A 16,088-nucleotide genomic window follows, 5' to 3' on the forward strand; every position below is an offset into this window, starting at 1 on the left:
CGCCAGGGTAACCGCCTACGTCGTCAAGGTGTGGGAAAGCTCTGTTGGTAACAGTGCTAGTCATGTTTTCTCCTCTTGTAAGTATTCGATGACCGTGACCAGACCATTCGCGCCAGCTGCACCGACACCGCCGCCACCGGCGGGAAATCCGCCTGCCTGACCGGCATTTCCACCGCCCCCGGACTGATTCCATTCCCAGAGAACGGGTTTCGATACGCCGCCCGGAACCAGACCGGAAGCACCGCCGGTAGATCCCGCGCCCGCGCCTCCGCCACCACCTGCAAGCAGCCGGACGATTCCGGAGGATGCGCTCATACCGGGTTTGCCCGCCGTTCCGCCGTCCCCGCCGCGCATATAGGAAAACCCACCGAATCCTCCGTTGGATCCGCCCCTGCCACCAGCAGCGACAATCAGACTCCCGAATGCAGAATCGCCGCCGTCGCTACCGAGACCGCCGCCCGCCCCGACCACAATCGGAACCGAATCGGGAAGATGCAGAGGGGTGAACCGCGCCCTATCGACCGCGGCGCCACCGCCACCGCCGATCTTCGATTCCCCGCCACCGCCTGCGGCACGCACCACAACAGCAATCCAAAGCAACTGCGGCGGCTTGAACCATGTAGCGTTCGAGTCGAATACCAGCAGCCGCGCACGCATCAGCTGGTCCGCTCGATGACATAGGCGATTCCGTTGCCTCCATTACCGCCCGACGAAGCACCGCTAGCGCCGCATGAGGAACCGCCGCCCCCGCCAGCCGGGTACGCACCCGGCCCGCCTGGAGCGCTATCGGTAATACCGCCCCCACCACCGCCACCGCCAGTCGCAACCACCGGCGACGGAGAGGTGCCCGGATATCCCGGATTCCCCGGCTGACCGCCGGGCGAGATCCCGCCGATTCCTCCCGGAGTGCCGCCGCCGACGGCACCACCAGCACCACCACCGCCGCCACCTCCGTATAGGGCGTATGCGGACACGGAGTTTTCGCCCGGAGTAGCGGGGGTGTGGCCACCGCCGCCCGTCGACCAGGCGCCAGTACCACCCTTGCCGCCTGGGATCATCCCGGCTCCACCAGTTCCGGAATCGCCCGGAGGCGGATTCCCCCAACTTCCGCCATTGCCTCCCCCGGCAACGAGCCAAGGGACGCTGCCTACGGGGCCAAGCGTCGTGTCGCCACCCCCCTGACCAACATCACGATCGCCGACGGCGCCCCTACCACCCGCGCCGATCACGATACTGATGGGTCGAAACTTCCCGGCGTCGTCCTTCGGTAGCAGCGACGCAGGAACCGTGGTGTGCACTTCACCACCACCGCCACCACCGCCACCCGACCGGTAGCCCAAAACGATGTCCTTGCTTCCGGAGCTCCCGCCGCCGCCCGCTCCGATCAGGATCACGTCGATCGATACGATCCCTGGACTCGGAACGTACGTGGCGTTGCTCGGGAAAACGATCGCCTTGCCCTGCAGAATCAATTGATCGAACGCAGCTTTCAACTCGTTGATGCTGCGCGAATGGTCGTTGATCACATTGTTGTAGGTGCCGTGAGCAACACTCTGGGCGTTTGCGAATGACGAAACCACCCCGCCCTTCATGATCGCCTTCGCGGACTGTTCGGTGATGTTCTGCCCGAACCGGCTGCCGACGACGAAGGCGCCGTCCGGTGCGTGCTGTCCCGGCGTGGTCATTTTCGTTCCCCCCTTACGGCACGCAAATTCGTTATCTCCGCGACACTTTGGGGCACCGGCGCTTCAGGAATACGTCCCAGCTCTTTGAGCTGATTGATAATGAATTCCTGTTCGTGCACGGTCATCGCCGAAACATCCGGCAACTCGACAGGATCCGGTTCCGGATCCTCGATTGGCACCCACCGGGCAGAACCATTGAGCATATGCTGCTGACCACGGTGCGGAGCCTGTAGCTTCTTCTCCTGGAGTTCTGGGTGATGCCGAAACCCGCACTCGTACAAGTGTTTCGATATTGTCCGCGCGATCGACTCCTGCAACAGCATCGGCTGTGTGGGCGACATGGCGATCTGCGCCAGCCCCCACAGCAGGTGTTCTTCCGGGTCGTTCATATCGCATTGCCGCTGAGTAGGCAGCCGCATGACTACATCACTCCTAGATCATGGGCGATTCCGAATAGCTCTTGGATCATTTCCAGTGCTTTCACCACCGGATCGCGCTCTTCACGATGGCCGACGGTGATCATCCAAGACGGCGATTTCTCGCGACTCCAAGACAGCGTCGCCTCTGATACCCGTTCGACGTAGATCTTCCCTTTCGGCGCGCCTTTTACTGTCGTGCCGATTCGATCACCGACGTAGAAATGCCCCTTGCCACGTTGTCCGACGAGCCAGGGAGCACCATCGGCGATCTGCACTCGATGCGAGAACTGTTCGCGGGTGGCCCAGAGCTTGGCCCGCAGTGAGATGAGCGCCGACAGCGTGTATGCCTTGTCGCCCGCGCTGGCGAGACCCTCCTTGTAGTGGGACCAACCGAGTTGTTGTGCGCGGGCAGGCGATTTCCACGCCATCCAAGCCAGAACCGTGTCGTTGTAGAGAGGCTTCAGCAATGCATCCGCAGCACCGCCGACCGGCGGGACGCCGATCATCATGGCGATCATGTCGCCCGCCATCTGAATCGCCGCGCTGATCAATTCGTTCACGCCCGGCATGCTGTGTCCACCCGTCACCACCTGGACGTCGGTGGCAGGGCGGGCGATGAATCCCGAGGAGACGATGCCGTTGTGTTTGGTTTCGCGGTATACGATGCCGGGCGCGGATGGCAGTGTGCCCTTCCAGCCCGGCTGGTAATACTCGTCCGGGAAGGCCGGGTCGTCGATAATTCTGGTGCCCTCGGTCATGCCGTCGCCGGCGATATTCGTCGCTGCTCGGACCAGCCCAGTGAAAAGGTCTCCGCCGAAAGAAGTTCCGGTGATCCAGCCCGACTTGTCCTCGATATCTATAACCAAGCAGCCGTGTTTCAGCTTGGCACCCGGCCACGGCGGATCGTCACCGTCCAGATAACGCCGGAATGTCGGCGTCAGCTGACCGTCGGCAAGGATGCGCTTGGCGACCGTATGGAAGTCTTTGAACCGCGAATGCACCACGGCAAACGGCGAATTGTCGTCCTGAATCTTCAGCGGCTTGACCACCATCGACCAGGTCGACTGGTCGAAATTGAACCATTGTTTGGGATCGAGCGGATCATCCGGCAACATCCACAGTGACGACTCGAGCCGCATGATGTTGAGCAGTAGGGTCAGCTTCAGTGCCCACTTGGCCGGACCGAACATGATCCACAACCGAGGGAACTGGATTTCCGCGAGAAGGAAAGGATTGCTCCAACAAATGATATGCTTGAGCTCTTCATAATCGTGCTTGAACAGCACCCGAACGACGGTGTGCCCGTTGGCCGATTTATCGATCTCGTAGGAATCCATCCGCCCCGACCAGCGCACCCCATCCTTGTCGACGGTGACGTGGATGTTCTTGGTCGACCGGCTGTCGTGATCGATAACCCATTTTGACAGGTAGTAATCCTCGGGCATCTCGATCTTGCCGGTACCGGTCTCCGAGTCGATCTCCTGAAACGAGCCGGAGTAGGTGTGTGCCACCTGCCCCCGCAACACCCAGTTGCCATCCCACAACCGAATCAGCGGCGGCCGAAGGCGTTTGATACGATTCGCCTCCAGCCGGGCGACGATCGCGGCGTACTCGGCGTCGAAATCAATAGTCTTCACAGTAGTCATCGCGATCTCATTCCAGCCCCCACGGCCGAGTCCACGGCCTCGGACAGCGCACCTGCAGCCCAGCACCCTTCGGGGCACCCGTAACTGCAACGGGCAGAACAGTTTCCGCTGTATATGGCGGAATGGGATACAGGAACATCTTGCCGTTCATCCGCTGATACACCGCGGTGTCCAGCGATGAAACCACCTGGCCTTCCATCCCCATCTCATCGGTGTCGACGCGGACATTCTCACCGGTCCGTAGTTCAGGCATCACGAGCATCCGATCCTTGTCCCGATCCGCACGATCGAAACGATCGTCTCCGAAAGAGAAATCGGGCAAAGTCCACTTGATACCCGAAGTACCCTGCAACATCCATTTCAGCCAGATCTCGGAATCGGTCGGATTAGAGATCCTGACCGAGCCGAGTTCTGTGCTGCCATCGGTGCTGTCCTTGGTCGTGACGAACTGGTCGGTCACCTCCGGCTCCATCCATCGCGGATGCGCCGCCGCCAGCGGCAGCAGCACTAAGCCGTATTGCTGCCCGTGCGGGTCGTGCCCCACTTTGACCCTGGGATTGGAAACGAGTTGGACCGCCAGCCAGCGCCGCGAATCCTCCACCTCTACCCAGATCTTCGAGCGCTTCTCATATGAGAAGGCCTTTCGCAACGCGGAATCCGCATAGCGCCAAGGATTTTCATCGGAGCCGACGACATGGAAGGCCAGCGTGAACTGATATTTCTCTTCCCGCATCCCACCGTAGCTGGCACCCAATTGGAAAGCCGTCGAGTTCCATATCGTTTTTACTGGCGCATCATAGAGGCCATCGAACTCGGTACCCTCATTCTCCGGCGCCAGATAAACACCGCGATCGCCGGCACCCAACCCGGATACGGTAAACCACTCCCCGTTCTGACCTTCCAGCTCGATCAGCACATCAGTCATAATTGCGTCCTTAGGGTTGAAATATTCAGTGCTGCTTGCGAAATCATCGGCGCACGAATCCCAGCGAACGTTCTTTCTGAATCAGGTTCAGCTCGTGGCGGAGATCTTCCGCAGTCATGCCCGTGTGGAGGTTCTCGATGTTGATCGAGTTATCGGTCGAGCCGCTGCCTTCCGCCAGGTCCGACATCTGAGCCCACTGCTGGGCATTGAATACAGGTTCCGGTCGACCGGTCTTGTTCTCCACCAACGTAAGACCGGTTGGCAGCCAGCCGCCATCGTCGTATCGAGTAGGGGCAATCCGACTCAGAAGTGCGTTGGCCACACGACCTGGCAGATCGAGCAACTGTTCCGGCCCGCGGTTCGGATCCCACCAGATCGAGGTGTCATCGGACGGCGGCATCCGATCACGCGTCTGTTCCCATTGAGCGTGGGCGGCACTGTCTTTGATGAACTGCTGACTGGATTTCTCCCAGGCCGCTCGCGCCTGCCACAGTCCGGAACTCTTGGGATCGGGAGCACCGACGACCTTGAGAAAATCTCCGAACATGCCCTGCGCAAACGCATCTCCTGCCCGTTGGAAATTCGACGTGATCGAGTCGAAGATTTGATCCTGCCGCTTGACCATGGGCGAGCGGTTGTCTGTGGGCCCACCTACAGGCGCGGAATTTGCGGGCGTCGGGTTCGGACTCGGCTCGATCCCGGTGGGGGACGCCATTTGGGCGGCCGCGAATTGGAAGAACGCATGATCGGTGAACATCGGGTCATTGGCGCCGACCGCCATTCCGCCGTATTGACCGTTCCCGCGCTGACCACCCATCTCGAAGTTCACTCCGTTCGGCGGAGTGGCAGCGGTATGACCGCCGAATTGCCCGCCGTTGTACCAGCCGACCTGTAGGCTTCCTATCGGGCCGACACCGTATTGGAACCCCCGGGCAACAAGCCCCTCACCCTCGTCCACAGTGGCGAATCGCGAACCGAACGGCGGCAGTCCCGCAACGAAATTTGCGAGCGCGGAGATCGCGCCCGAGCAGTCACCCCAGTTGACGCCACCCCAGTTGTACACCGCACCTTCGACTCCCTTGGCGAATTCGACCAACTGATCAGCAGTTACCAAACCGCCTTGGGCATACGCCGGCAACGCGCCGCTGTTGATCGCCTGGAGCAACGGCAGATGTTCGGTCGTCGCCTTCGCATTGACCACGAATTCACCGTCGGACAGCCGTGCGAGTATGGAATCACTTGTGCCAGAGCCTGGTCCGGAGATGTATCCGCCGGTCGCATGCCCCGTGAGAAAATTGACGGCGGTACCGATACCTGGGATCTTGCCCACGGTGTCCACGACCGTACCGACAATGTCCTTGATCTTGTTCCAATAATCGAGAATGGTGTTCACGGCATTGATCACTTTGTCGCACAACCCATCGAACCAACCCTTGCCGGTTTCGATGGCGATCCTGATTATTTCCCAGCCTGCTTGGAACCCTGCCTGGAATGTCTCCCAAGCCGGTTTGATAAATTGATCCCACATCGCCTGGAAAGTAATGCCGACCAACTGAAGGGCAGCGATAAACGCGTCCCAAACCGGTTTGATGATGCCGTTCCAGATATTCGAGATGCTGTCGCCGATAAATCCTATAGTCGGCTGGACGACATCCGTCCACAACCAGCTGATCACCGTGCCGACGCCCTGCACGGCCCAGACAAATCCGTCCCAGACGGGTTTGACAAGACCGTTCCACCACACCGAAATCAGATCACCGGCCAGCCCGAGCATCGGCTGCGCAATGTTGTTCCACCAGAACCCGATCGCATCACCAACAAGCTGCAACGCCTCGACAAAACCATCCCAAACCGGCTTGACAAGACCATTCCACCACACCGAAATCAGATCACCGGCCAGCCCGAGCATCGGCTGCGCAATGTTGTTCCACCAGAACCCGATCGCATCACCAACAAGCTGCAACGCCTCGACAAAACCATCCCAAACCGGCTTGACAAGACCATTCCACCACACCGAAATCAGATCGCCAGCCAGCCCGAGCACTGGCTGAATTATGTTGGACCACAATGAGGTCAGTGCGTCGCCCACCGAGTTCATCGCATCGAGGAATCCGCCCCAAACCGGCTTGATGTATTCCCAGGCCGCAACCACAGCCGACTTGATCGACTCCCAAATCGTTTCCCACAGCTGCTTTCCGGTATCGGTCTGGGTGAAGAAGTAGATCAAGCCTGCCGCAATCGCGCCAACAATGGTGATCACCGCACCGAGCGGCGCCGTGGCGGCTTCGAATATCGCAATGGCGATTGCCCAGGCCCGAGTGGCGATAGCCGCGATGTTCTGGGCTATTGCCACCGCATTTGTCGCCACCGCATTAGCAATTTGGGCGGACGTAGTCGTGAGCATCCGCGCCGCGAGAACCGCGTACTCGATTCCGAGCTTCACCAGCAGCGGCAGGAAGAATGCACCGATCGCGACTCCCACCGAATTTATGATGTCGGCCCACTCACGATAGAACGCGATTATTCCGACACCGATTTCCGTCAACTTGCCGAAACCGTTGATGATCAGGTCGGCAATGGCTTTCGATACCACATCGATCCCAACAGCAACCAGCACGGATGCGTCTTCGAACATCTTGAAAGACCTGGTGATCACGTTGGTATTCTGTGCGGCAAGGTCCGCGGCCACACCCTGCTGAGCTATCGCCGCACTAACAGAATCGAATGCCGATGCCCCCTGTTGCGCTGCGACAGCCGCCAATTTGACCGCGTCCGAACCGAATAGCGCCGAGGTGGCCATTTCGTACATGCCAGGCGCCATGCGCTGCGAGGCACTGTGCAGCTGATCGAATAATGTTGGCAGGCCAACGAATTTACCGTCGACACCGGTCAACGACAGACCAAGTTGTTCGATCGCCGTCTGTGCGGGCGCACTACCCGAGGTCAGTCCACGGAATGCTGATGCGAGCATGTCGCCCGCCTGCGACGCTGGCACCCCCGACTGGGCGAGCACTGCCATGGCCGAGGCGGTGTCGGCCATGGACAGTCCGAGCTTCGTCGCATCCGCGCTGGATGCGACCAACCCTCCGGCCACATCGTTGACGTTGACGCCCATCAATTTCGCGGAACTGGCCAATACGTCGGCGGCGGTTGCCGCGTAGTCAGCGTTCTTGCCGTATGACTGGAGGACCTTCGCCTCGAGGTCGGCGGCCTGGGCCGCACCGAGATGGGCCGCACCGGCCAGTTGCAAGGTCCCTGTCGCGGCGGCCATCGATTGGTCGACTCTGAACCCGCTCTTGGCCAACTCCGCCATCGCGGAGGCGGCATCCTTGGCCGAAGCCGATGGCAGGTCACCCCCGAGACGCCGTGCGGTTTCGGACACCTGCGACATCTGGTCGTCGGTGGCCTTCGACGCGGACTTGATCTGCTCCAACGACCCATCGAAATCTTTGCCGACAGCGATCATCTGATCGACGATGCCGCCGAGACCCGCACGGTCGGCGAAACCACTCAAACCTGCGGTCATGCCCGCAGATAGACCTTTGGCCAGGACTTTTCCGGTGTCCTCACCACCCGTCGCGGCGTCCTTCAACGCGTCACCGAGTGCGGTTTTCAACACCGGAGACGCGGCCGCGAAGGCGCTGCGCATTGAGGCGCCGAGCACGTCCCACGCGCCGACGGACGCGTCTCGAAAAGCATCCCCGAGCGCGGTCTGCAAACCTCGTTTCAGTTTGCCCGCCGTCTCCTCGACCGGGGCCGAGAACGCATCCCGAAATGCTCCGCCCGCGCCGACGACCCCCGCGACGAGCGCGGTCTGGAACACCTCCCGAAACGTTCCCGCCGCCTGTTCGGCCGCCGCTGCTTCATCTGTGGACATTGAACCTCTATTCAGGGTTGGCAGAATATGCCTCGGCGGCACGACAATTGGTGCTGCACAGCGATTTTCGAAATGTTTAGGCATCCGACGTGTCAGTCGGCGCCGAGCGCAGAGCCGCTAGCTTGGCGTGCACCTGATCCATCGGTACCGCGGTGCCGCTGACCCGACGCCTGGACTTGTCCTCGATACCGGGACGCGGATACGGCTGTGGGCGATTGCGGTTCTGGCCGCCGTCCTTGGTTCTGCTCCACAGCAGCAGGTTCGCGATGTCGACCAGATCGGCGAGCAGGTGTTCGGCCTGCCCCCAGCGGTATCGGTCGGGGTACATAGCTCGCAGCAAGGCACTGTCTGCGCTGGACTGGCGCAGTAGAACCGTGAAGTCGCGCCAGGTGAAACGTTTCGAGCCGACATCTCGCAGACGGACACCGGCTCGAATCAAGTCGGCTTCGATCGCCTCCCCATGCTGATCACACAGCTCTAGGAGGCCGAGGATTCCCCCAGGTCGACGCTCGAATCCCGCTGCCATGCGGTCATCAGTTCGCGAACCTCGGCCTGCGTCATCGTGTCGATGACGGCGAGATCCTTTGCGCCACAAACACCTTCGATAAGTCCGAAGAACTGTTCGGTCTCACCTTCCTTACGGAGGGTGCGGATGACACCGAACGGGATGTTGTCGAAGCGGGGCAGTGTGATCTTCTTGCCGCTCTTGGCGGTGTAACTGAACTTTTCCATCATGGACCGGACCTTTCCTGCATGGTTAATCGGATTGCCTGGTGGACAGGGCCTTTCGAAGCCCGCCCGGTGAGGGCAGGCCCGGTCCGAGGGTTGATCAACCCCACCGGGCGGTCTATTGGGCGAGATTCGCCGCGCGACCAGACAATTACGAGTTCTTGTGGATGTACTCGTAGATGTTGTTGCCGCTGCTGTCCTCGAAGCACTCCATCGTCACCGTGTACTGGATCACGTCGGAGTGCACTTTGATGATGTCGTCGACCGCGGTGATCTGGCCGTTCGGAATGAAAGTGCGGATCGCGCCGACGGATTCGTCGACGGTGTCGATGATCCAGGCGTTGTGCGGCAGCACCTTCTTGTTCTTCTTCACGGTGAGGTCGCCGGTCTTGGCGTCGGGGACGACGTTCGTATCACCGAACACAGCTTTGAGCACGTCGGCGTTGGTCGACTCGAGGAAGGCGAACTTCACGGTCGCGGTGTAGTTCTTCTGCAGCACCTTGACGGTGGAACCGCCGAACGACTTCTTTTTCTCGTTTTCGCGGGTGTTGGATTCGGTGAAACCACCCTCGCCGACATACCCGCAATCGACGAAGGCGGAGTTCGGCAGATCCGTGGCACCACTCGGCCCAGGGGTGCCGAGCGGTGCGCGAAGCACCGCACCGCTCGCTTTCGGCATAGCGGAGTAAACATTGGCAGTAGTTGCCATGGTGTAGAGCCCCTTTCAGGCATCGTGGACCGGGCCTGGAAACTCTGTGACGCGCACGACGTCTACCGGGGCTTACCCCGGAGCGTGAGCGATACGGTGAACTGATAGTTCGGGCGGGCCGGTGTAGGTTCCGGCAAACGGAGCGCGGACCGATCGAGTGTCACCGCGTCCACACTGTCCACCCCTTGTATGGCCGGAACAGTGGGATCATGCCGTGCCGCTCGTAGAATGGCGAAGCAAAGCTCAGCCAAATCAGCTGCGCCGGAAGGCGTTACATCGGCACACTGGACAGTGATCAATCGCGATGCCAGCACGAGTCCGCGGTCCGAACCCCAGAATCCCTTGACCCGGACCATCCGACTCGGCGGGGAATCCGGGATCACGCGGGTGACGAGGGCTTTATCGCCGCGCACAGCGAGCTGTGCGGAAAGATAGGAAACAACAATGGATTCGGCATCCGGGAAGACGACCAGTTCTACCATCGTTTGCTGCTCGGATCGACGATCATGAGGGCATCCTGTTCGAAGTTGCTCCCCGGGGAACGCCCACGGCTCCGACCTCATGAAGAGAGTCGGAGCCATGAGTGCAGTACTGCTCTGGTTGATCCCTAAGGGAGAGAAGGATTCCCGAGATATTCGGGATGAAGGCGCACGACTGGCGCTGGACATATCTTCACGTAAGCGTCTTCTCTTGTCAATACCAACCGGAAATATCCAGCTAGGAACGAGTTTCCGACCCGCCATGGCAGGTGTTGCAAAGGCCGACTTGTCGCCAGAAGAGATGCGCGCGCGTGGCGCTGAAAACTACTCAGCAGTCCTCGAAGAACGCCTTCACGAAACCGGCGGACTGGTAGGCGTAATCCCACGCCCAGCGGGCCACCGACAGGTGCGGGGCCGGATCCAGGAACAGCAGCTCACCGCCCCAACACTTTTCGAGAATGTAGCGGGCACGGGAGATATGCGGGGTGAATGTCACCACCAGCACCCGATGCCAGTTGTTCGCGCGGGCCAGCGCGGCCAGCTCCCGGCCCTCGCCGCGGGTCGTGCGCGGCGACGGATCGAAACAGGTGACCTGGAAGCTGTAGCGGGAGTGGCAGATCCGGTTCATCACCGCGCTGTGCTCGTACGGATCGGAGAACAGGACCCGCGGCGCGTAGCCGTCGTGCGCCAATCGCAGACCGAGTTGTTCACGACCGTCGTGCGCGCCGCCGAGCACCAGGATCGCGTCGGCCCGAGCGGGCCGGTCCACCCGCGGATCGACATACACCGGCCATAGCGCCCCGACGGCCACCGACAGCACGGCGATCAGGCCCAGCGGAACCCAGGTGATCCGGTGTCGTCGCACCGGGCCGATGGTAGCTCGCCGTGTTAGCCGTCGGATCGCCGTTTGCCCTGGCAGCGGGCCTGTGCGGGGCCAAACCGAATGTTGGGCGAACACGGTGTGACCCACGTCGCCATCTGTACACCCGATGTTGCCGTGACCCTTGCCTCGCTGACGTGGTGCGGCCATCGGCGGCGCTTACCAATCGATCATGCGATGCACAGTCTTCGGAACCGGGTACCTGGGGGCCACGCACGCCGCGTGCATGGCAGAACTCGGACACGATGTGGTCGGCGTCGACGTCGACCCAGGCAAGGTGGCGAAGCTGTCCGACGGCGTCGTGCCCTTCTACGAACCGGGTTTGGAGGAGGTGCTGCGACGCAACCTGGAGGCGGGGCGGCTGCGGTTCACCACCTCGTATCCGGAGGCCGCCGCACACGCCGACGTGCATTTCCTCGGCGTCGGCACCCCGCAGAAGAAGGGCGAATACGCAGCCGACCTGAAATATGTGCACGCCGTTGTGGATACGCTCGCGCCGCTGCTGGAGCGCCCGTCGGTGATCATCGGCAAGTCCACCGTGCCGGTCGGCACGGCGGCCGCGCTCGGCGAACGGGCGCGGGCGCTGGCCACCACCGATATCGAGGTGGCGTGGAATCCGGAATTCCTGCGCGAGGGTTTCGCGGTACAGGACACGCTCCGCCCGGACCGGCTGGTGCTCGGCGTCGACCGGTCCCGGGACAACTCCGATTGGGTCGAGGAGCTGGTCCGCGAGATCTACGCCGACCTGGTCGCCGCCGACGTGCCCTTCCTGCTGACCGACCTGGCCACCGCGGAGCTGGTCAAGGTCTCGGCGAACGCCTTTCTGGCGACCAAGATTTCGTTCATCAACGCGGTCTCCGAGGTCTGCGAGGCGACCGGCGCCGACGTGACCGTGCTCGCCGACGCGCTCGGCTACGACGCACGCATCGGCCGCCGCTTCCTCAACGCCGGACTCGGTTTCGGCGGTGGCTGCCTACCCAAGGACATTCGCGCGTTCATGGCCCGCTCCGGTGAGCTCGGGGCCGATCACGCCGTCGCCTTCCTGCGCGAAGTCGACAACATCAATATGCGCCGCCGCACCAAGATGGTCGATATGGCGACACGCGCGGTCGGCGGCTCGCTGCTCGGCGCCAATGTCGCGGTGCTCGGTGCCGCGTTCAAACCCGAATCCGACGATGTGCGTGACTCGCCCGCGCTGAACGTGGCCGGGATGATCCAGCTGCACGGCGCGGTGGTCACCGTGTACGACCCCAAGGCACTGGAGAATTCGCGCCGGGTGTTCCCGACGCTGAACTACGCCACCTCGGTGGTGGAGGCGTGCGATCGCGCCGACGTGGTTCTGGTGCTCACCGAGTGGCAGGAGTTCACCGCGCTGCGACCACAGGACCTCGATCGAGTGGTGCGCAGGCGGTCGATAATCGACGGCCGGAACTGTCTCAATCGTGCCACCTGGCGAGATGCGGGATGGGTGTACGCGGGACTCGGCACCCCGTAGAGTGGCTCGGCAGTGTGGATTGCGGCGTTCGCGGGTCCCTACGTGGTTAAGCAGGCTGCCTCCTCCGGGCCTGACGCTCACGCCGCGAGCGGGGGTTTTACTGCCGGACGACCAGTCCTGCCTTACGTGTCGCCGGTCATCGACGGTAGGGTCCGTGAGGCGGGCCCGATCCACCGGTGAGCGGCGCAGGCTCGCATGTCGTAAGTGTGAAACGAGATGGGCAGCTGATGAGTTCGGTACTGGGAGTTTCGGTGGGGGCCGGCGCTGTCCGTATGGCGCGACCACACCTCGGGAACCCCGGCGGGCCCATCGGTGCACACGCCTTCGACCTGCAGCACATCGCGGTCAACGGACATCCGATGGCGGAGTTGACGGCCCAGGCCATCGGCGTCACCGTGGCGAGTTCGCCGGAACCCACCGCGACGGCCATCGCCTATCGCAGTGAGGAACACGCACACGGCATCCGGGCCGCGATGGCCCGCCAGCAGCTGACCAATTACGAGTTGGTCCCCGAGGTCGTCGCCGCGCTCGAATTCGCCGAGGCCACGGGCGATATCCGCGGCATCTCGTCGCTGGTGGTGTACGACCTAGGCAGTTCCGGACTTTCGGTGAGCGTGGTCGATACGCAGACCCGGGAGGTCCGCTACAGCGAACGCACCAGCGATATCAGCGGCGACTATCTGGATTCGCTTATCCGGGAACAGCAGATCGCGTCGGGGCGGATCGCCCATCCGCAGGATCCGGCCGGTTTGGCCGCACTGGACGCGCTGTGCTGCGAGGCCAAGGAACAGCTGTCCATCAATACCGCGGTCGCGCTGCCGAGCGAGCACGGCCTTGTCCTGCTGGCGCAGGAGAACTTCGAGGCGCTGATCATGCTGGCGATCGAATCGTCGGCGCGGATGGCGCGCGATGTGATCGTGCGCTCCGACCGCCCGGTGCACGGTGTGCTTGCCATCGGCGGATGCGCGCGAATCCCCTTGATACCGCGGGTTTTGGAACGCTGGATGGGTGTTCCGGTGATCGTGCCGGAAAGTCCGGAGACGGTGATGGCGCGCGGCGCGGCGCTGCTGGCCAGGCAGCTGCGGCCGTCGCGTCAGGTCGCCCCGGCGCCCGTACCCGGTCCGGCGGCCGGCCCGCCCGGCCCGGATGAACTATCGCCCGCCTGGCTGTCGGCGCCGCCGAAGAAGCACGGCAAGCGGGGGGTCAGTGCCGCGGTGCTGACCGTGAGCGCGCTCGCGGTGGTCGCGGCGATCGGACTCGGACTCGGTTACGGCCCACAGGTTTTGACGAGGGACTCGCAGAGCACCGACAAATCCACGCCGTCCCCGACCACCACCGCGCCGCGCACCACCACCCTCGAACCGCAGATCGTGGTGTCGCCCGCGCCGACCACCGAGAGCGAAGTGCCCGCCGCACCGCCGCCGCGCCGGGCCGCGACCACGACACCTCCACCGCCCGAACCCGGCCCGAATACCATTGTGGTGCCGGGACTTCCACCGATCGTGGTACCGACCATTCCACCGGTCATCATTCCGGGTTTCCCGGGTCCGGGGCAGTGAACGGATAGCGCGAGTTCTGTTCTCGCGCAGTATGTTCCGTACTACTGGTCGACCCTGGCATGCCGGGCACGGCGGGGCGGGGCCGGTGGGCGGCGGGATCCGATGGGCCGGGCGAGCAATACCGCGATGGCGGTGGTCAGCGGCACCGAAAGGGCAAGGGCGATACCGCCGACCGCGGAGCGGGCGATTTCGATGCCGACCGCGTCACCGGTGAGGATGTTGGTGATGGACCGCCCGGCGACGCTGAACAGCAGCAGCAGCGGCAGCGCACCGCCCGCGTACGCGAGGACCAGCGTGTAGACGGTGCTCGCGATGTGGTCGCGCCCGACACGCATCGCGGCCGCGAAAACCTCACGGCGGGAAGCGGCTTCGTCGAGTGCGGCGAGTTCGAAGGCGGCCGAGGCCTGCGTGATGGTGACGTCGTTGAGCACGCCGAGCGAGCCGATGATGAATCCGGCGAGCAGTAGCCCGGTGATGCTGACGTGCTGCAGATACGTTGCGACGTTGGTGTTCTGCTCCTCGGACAGACCGGTGAGATGGGTGGCCTTCAGCGTCACCCAGGACAGTACGGCCGCCACGATCATCGACGTCAGCGTGCCGAGCAGTGCGGAGCTGGTGCGCAGGCTCACCCCGTGCGCCAGGTACAGCACGGCGTACAGGATGACAGCGCCCGCCACCAGCGCGACCGGTATCGCCGGTTTACCGTCGAGCAGGGCGGGCAGCAGGAAGACGACCAGCACGAGGAAGGCGAAGCCGAGCCCGAGCACCGCCCGCAGGCCGCGCCAGCGCGCCACGATGGCGATGACCACGACGAAGGCGAGCACGATCAGGGTGATCGGCGTCCCGCGGGAGTAGTCGTCGAACGAGTAGAGCGGGGCCCCGTTCGGATCGGTCTGGCGGATGATCCGGATCTTGTCGCCCGCGTGCAGATCGGGTTGTCCTGGGCCGGGGGCGATTTCGAAGAGCGTGTGATTGCCCTGATGCGGCCCGGAGTCGATGGAGATGATGCTGCGCTGGCAGTTGTAGCCGTTGCTGCGCGGCGCGTCGGGCTTCTCGATGAACACCTTGCCGTTCGAATTGCTGCCGCACGGACCGATGTCCTGTGACACGACGGTGCCGGATTCGGTCTGCACCGCGCCGCCGCCGGCGTTCTGCATGGGCAGCGGAATGTCGACGTGTTGACGGCTGGGCCACAGCCAGATGGCACCGATGACGACGAGAATGCCGATGGCGGTGAGTAATCCGATCACGACGCGGGCCGCGTTGGCACCGATCTCGATCGGTCCTTCGTGGTGATGGTGATGATGGTGATCCACCGGGCTCCTACCTGTCCGTCGAATCCTGCCCGCGTGCGAGCTTAAAGGATCTGATTTTCAAGATCACCTCATGCACGCGGACAACACGGCTGATAGCCCGTGGGCATTCGAGAACAGCGGAGAGAATTCCGGAGGGGGCGGCGGAGAGCAGGGGGATGTCTCCGCCGCCCGCGAGCCGGCGCCCAGGGGGGTAGGCGCCCGAACTCGAGATCCGGTTGCTCAGGGGGGTAAGCAACCCGACCGGGCACTCGTAGTGCCAAGAGCTACTGTACACAAAAGATCGTCTTTTGCGCTAGATCAGTCTTCAAACGTCCTAATTTCCGAACCTCAAGTATGTTTCATGTCCGGAACCGGGGCGATTCGGTTGCT

General features: G+C 62.6%; 14 protein-coding genes. 2 read left to right on the plus strand and 12 right to left on the minus strand.

What is annotated here, in order from left to right:
• Positions 1 to 60 precede the first annotated feature (60 nt).
• The 11 genes from F5544_RS43280 to F5544_RS43330 form a co-directional block, all read right to left on the minus strand.
• Positions 61 to 657 (minus strand): hypothetical protein, encoded by a 597-nt coding sequence (locus F5544_RS43280; RefSeq protein ID WP_167478494.1) that lies wholly within the window; start codon positions 655 to 657, stop codon positions 61 to 63.
• On the minus strand, positions 657 to 1,685 hold the full coding sequence (locus tag F5544_RS43285) for a hypothetical protein (RefSeq protein ID WP_167478495.1): 1,029 nt from the start codon (positions 1,683 to 1,685) through the stop codon (positions 657 to 659). Before F5544_RS43285 ends, F5544_RS43280 begins: the two co-directional genes overlap by 1 nt.
• Entirely contained in the window at positions 1,682 to 2,104 is a 423-nt protein-coding gene (locus tag F5544_RS43290; protein WP_167478496.1) for a phage gene 29 protein family protein, read from the minus strand. The genes F5544_RS43285 and F5544_RS43290 overlap by 4 nt, the downstream gene beginning before the upstream one ends.
• Positions 2,105 to 2,106: 2 nt before the next feature.
• On the minus strand, positions 2,107 to 3,750 hold the full coding sequence (locus F5544_RS43295) for a phage tail protein (RefSeq protein ID WP_167478497.1): 1,644 nt from the start codon (positions 3,748 to 3,750) through the stop codon (positions 2,107 to 2,109).
• Positions 3,751 to 3,757: 7 nt separating this feature from the next.
• Entirely contained in the window at positions 3,758 to 4,675 is a 918-nt protein-coding gene (locus tag F5544_RS43300) for a phage tail protein (protein WP_167478498.1), read from the minus strand.
• Between the two features lie 43 nt (positions 4,676 to 4,718).
• On the minus strand, positions 4,719 to 8,552 hold the full coding sequence (locus tag F5544_RS43305) for a phage tail tape measure protein (RefSeq protein WP_167478499.1): 3,834 nt from the start codon (positions 8,550 to 8,552) through the stop codon (positions 4,719 to 4,721).
• 76 nt (positions 8,553 to 8,628) lie between these two features.
• Positions 8,629 to 8,880, minus strand: coding sequence for a DUF5361 domain-containing protein (locus tag F5544_RS43310; protein ID WP_167478500.1), 252 nt, complete (start codon positions 8,878 to 8,880; stop codon positions 8,629 to 8,631).
• Positions 8,881 to 9,029: 149 nt separating this feature from the next.
• Positions 9,030 to 9,287 carry a hypothetical protein gene (locus tag F5544_RS43315; RefSeq protein WP_167478501.1) on the minus strand — a complete coding sequence of 86 codons (258 nt, stop codon included), beginning with the start codon at positions 9,285 to 9,287 and terminating at the stop codon, positions 9,030 to 9,032.
• A 145-nt stretch (positions 9,288 to 9,432) separates the two neighbouring features.
• Positions 9,433 to 9,990 (minus strand): hypothetical protein, encoded by a 558-nt coding sequence (locus F5544_RS43320; protein ID WP_167478502.1) that lies wholly within the window; start codon positions 9,988 to 9,990, stop codon positions 9,433 to 9,435.
• A 62-nt stretch (positions 9,991 to 10,052) separates the two neighbouring features.
• Positions 10,053 to 10,472: a hypothetical protein gene (locus F5544_RS43325; RefSeq protein WP_167478503.1), complete on the minus strand. Its 420-nt coding sequence runs from the start codon at positions 10,470 to 10,472 to the stop codon at positions 10,053 to 10,055.
• Between the two features lie 325 nt (positions 10,473 to 10,797).
• A complete protein-coding gene (locus F5544_RS43330; RefSeq protein ID WP_238846963.1) occupies positions 10,798 to 11,334 on the minus strand; it encodes a YdcF family protein in 537 nt (178 codons plus the stop codon).
• A gap of 187 nt (positions 11,335 to 11,521) precedes the next feature.
• Between F5544_RS43330 and F5544_RS43335 the strand changes: the two genes are divergently transcribed.
• Together F5544_RS43335 and F5544_RS43340 are read left to right on the plus strand one after the other, a co-directional pair.
• Complete coding sequence (locus tag F5544_RS43335) at positions 11,522 to 12,844, plus strand: UDP-glucose dehydrogenase family protein (RefSeq protein ID WP_167478505.1); 1,323 nt, start codon at positions 11,522 to 11,524, stop codon at positions 12,842 to 12,844.
• A 227-nt stretch (positions 12,845 to 13,071) separates the two neighbouring features.
• The gene (locus F5544_RS43340; protein WP_238846964.1) at positions 13,072 to 14,403 is read left to right on the plus strand and encodes an Hsp70 family protein; all 1,332 of its coding nucleotides are present in this window, start codon (positions 13,072 to 13,074) and stop codon (positions 14,401 to 14,403) included.
• Positions 14,404 to 14,444: 41 nt separating this feature from the next.
• On the opposite strand, the gene F5544_RS43345 is transcribed toward F5544_RS43340, so the two are convergent.
• Complete coding sequence (locus F5544_RS43345; RefSeq protein WP_167478506.1) at positions 14,445 to 15,719, minus strand: YibE/F family protein; 1,275 nt, start codon at positions 15,717 to 15,719, stop codon at positions 14,445 to 14,447.
• Between the last annotated feature and the right edge of the window lie 369 nt (positions 15,720 to 16,088).

Origin of the sequence: Nocardia arthritidis (assembly GCF_011801145.1) — a bacterium.
In the GTDB taxonomy this organism is placed as follows: domain Bacteria; phylum Actinomycetota; class Actinomycetes; order Mycobacteriales; family Mycobacteriaceae; genus Nocardia; species Nocardia arthritidis_A.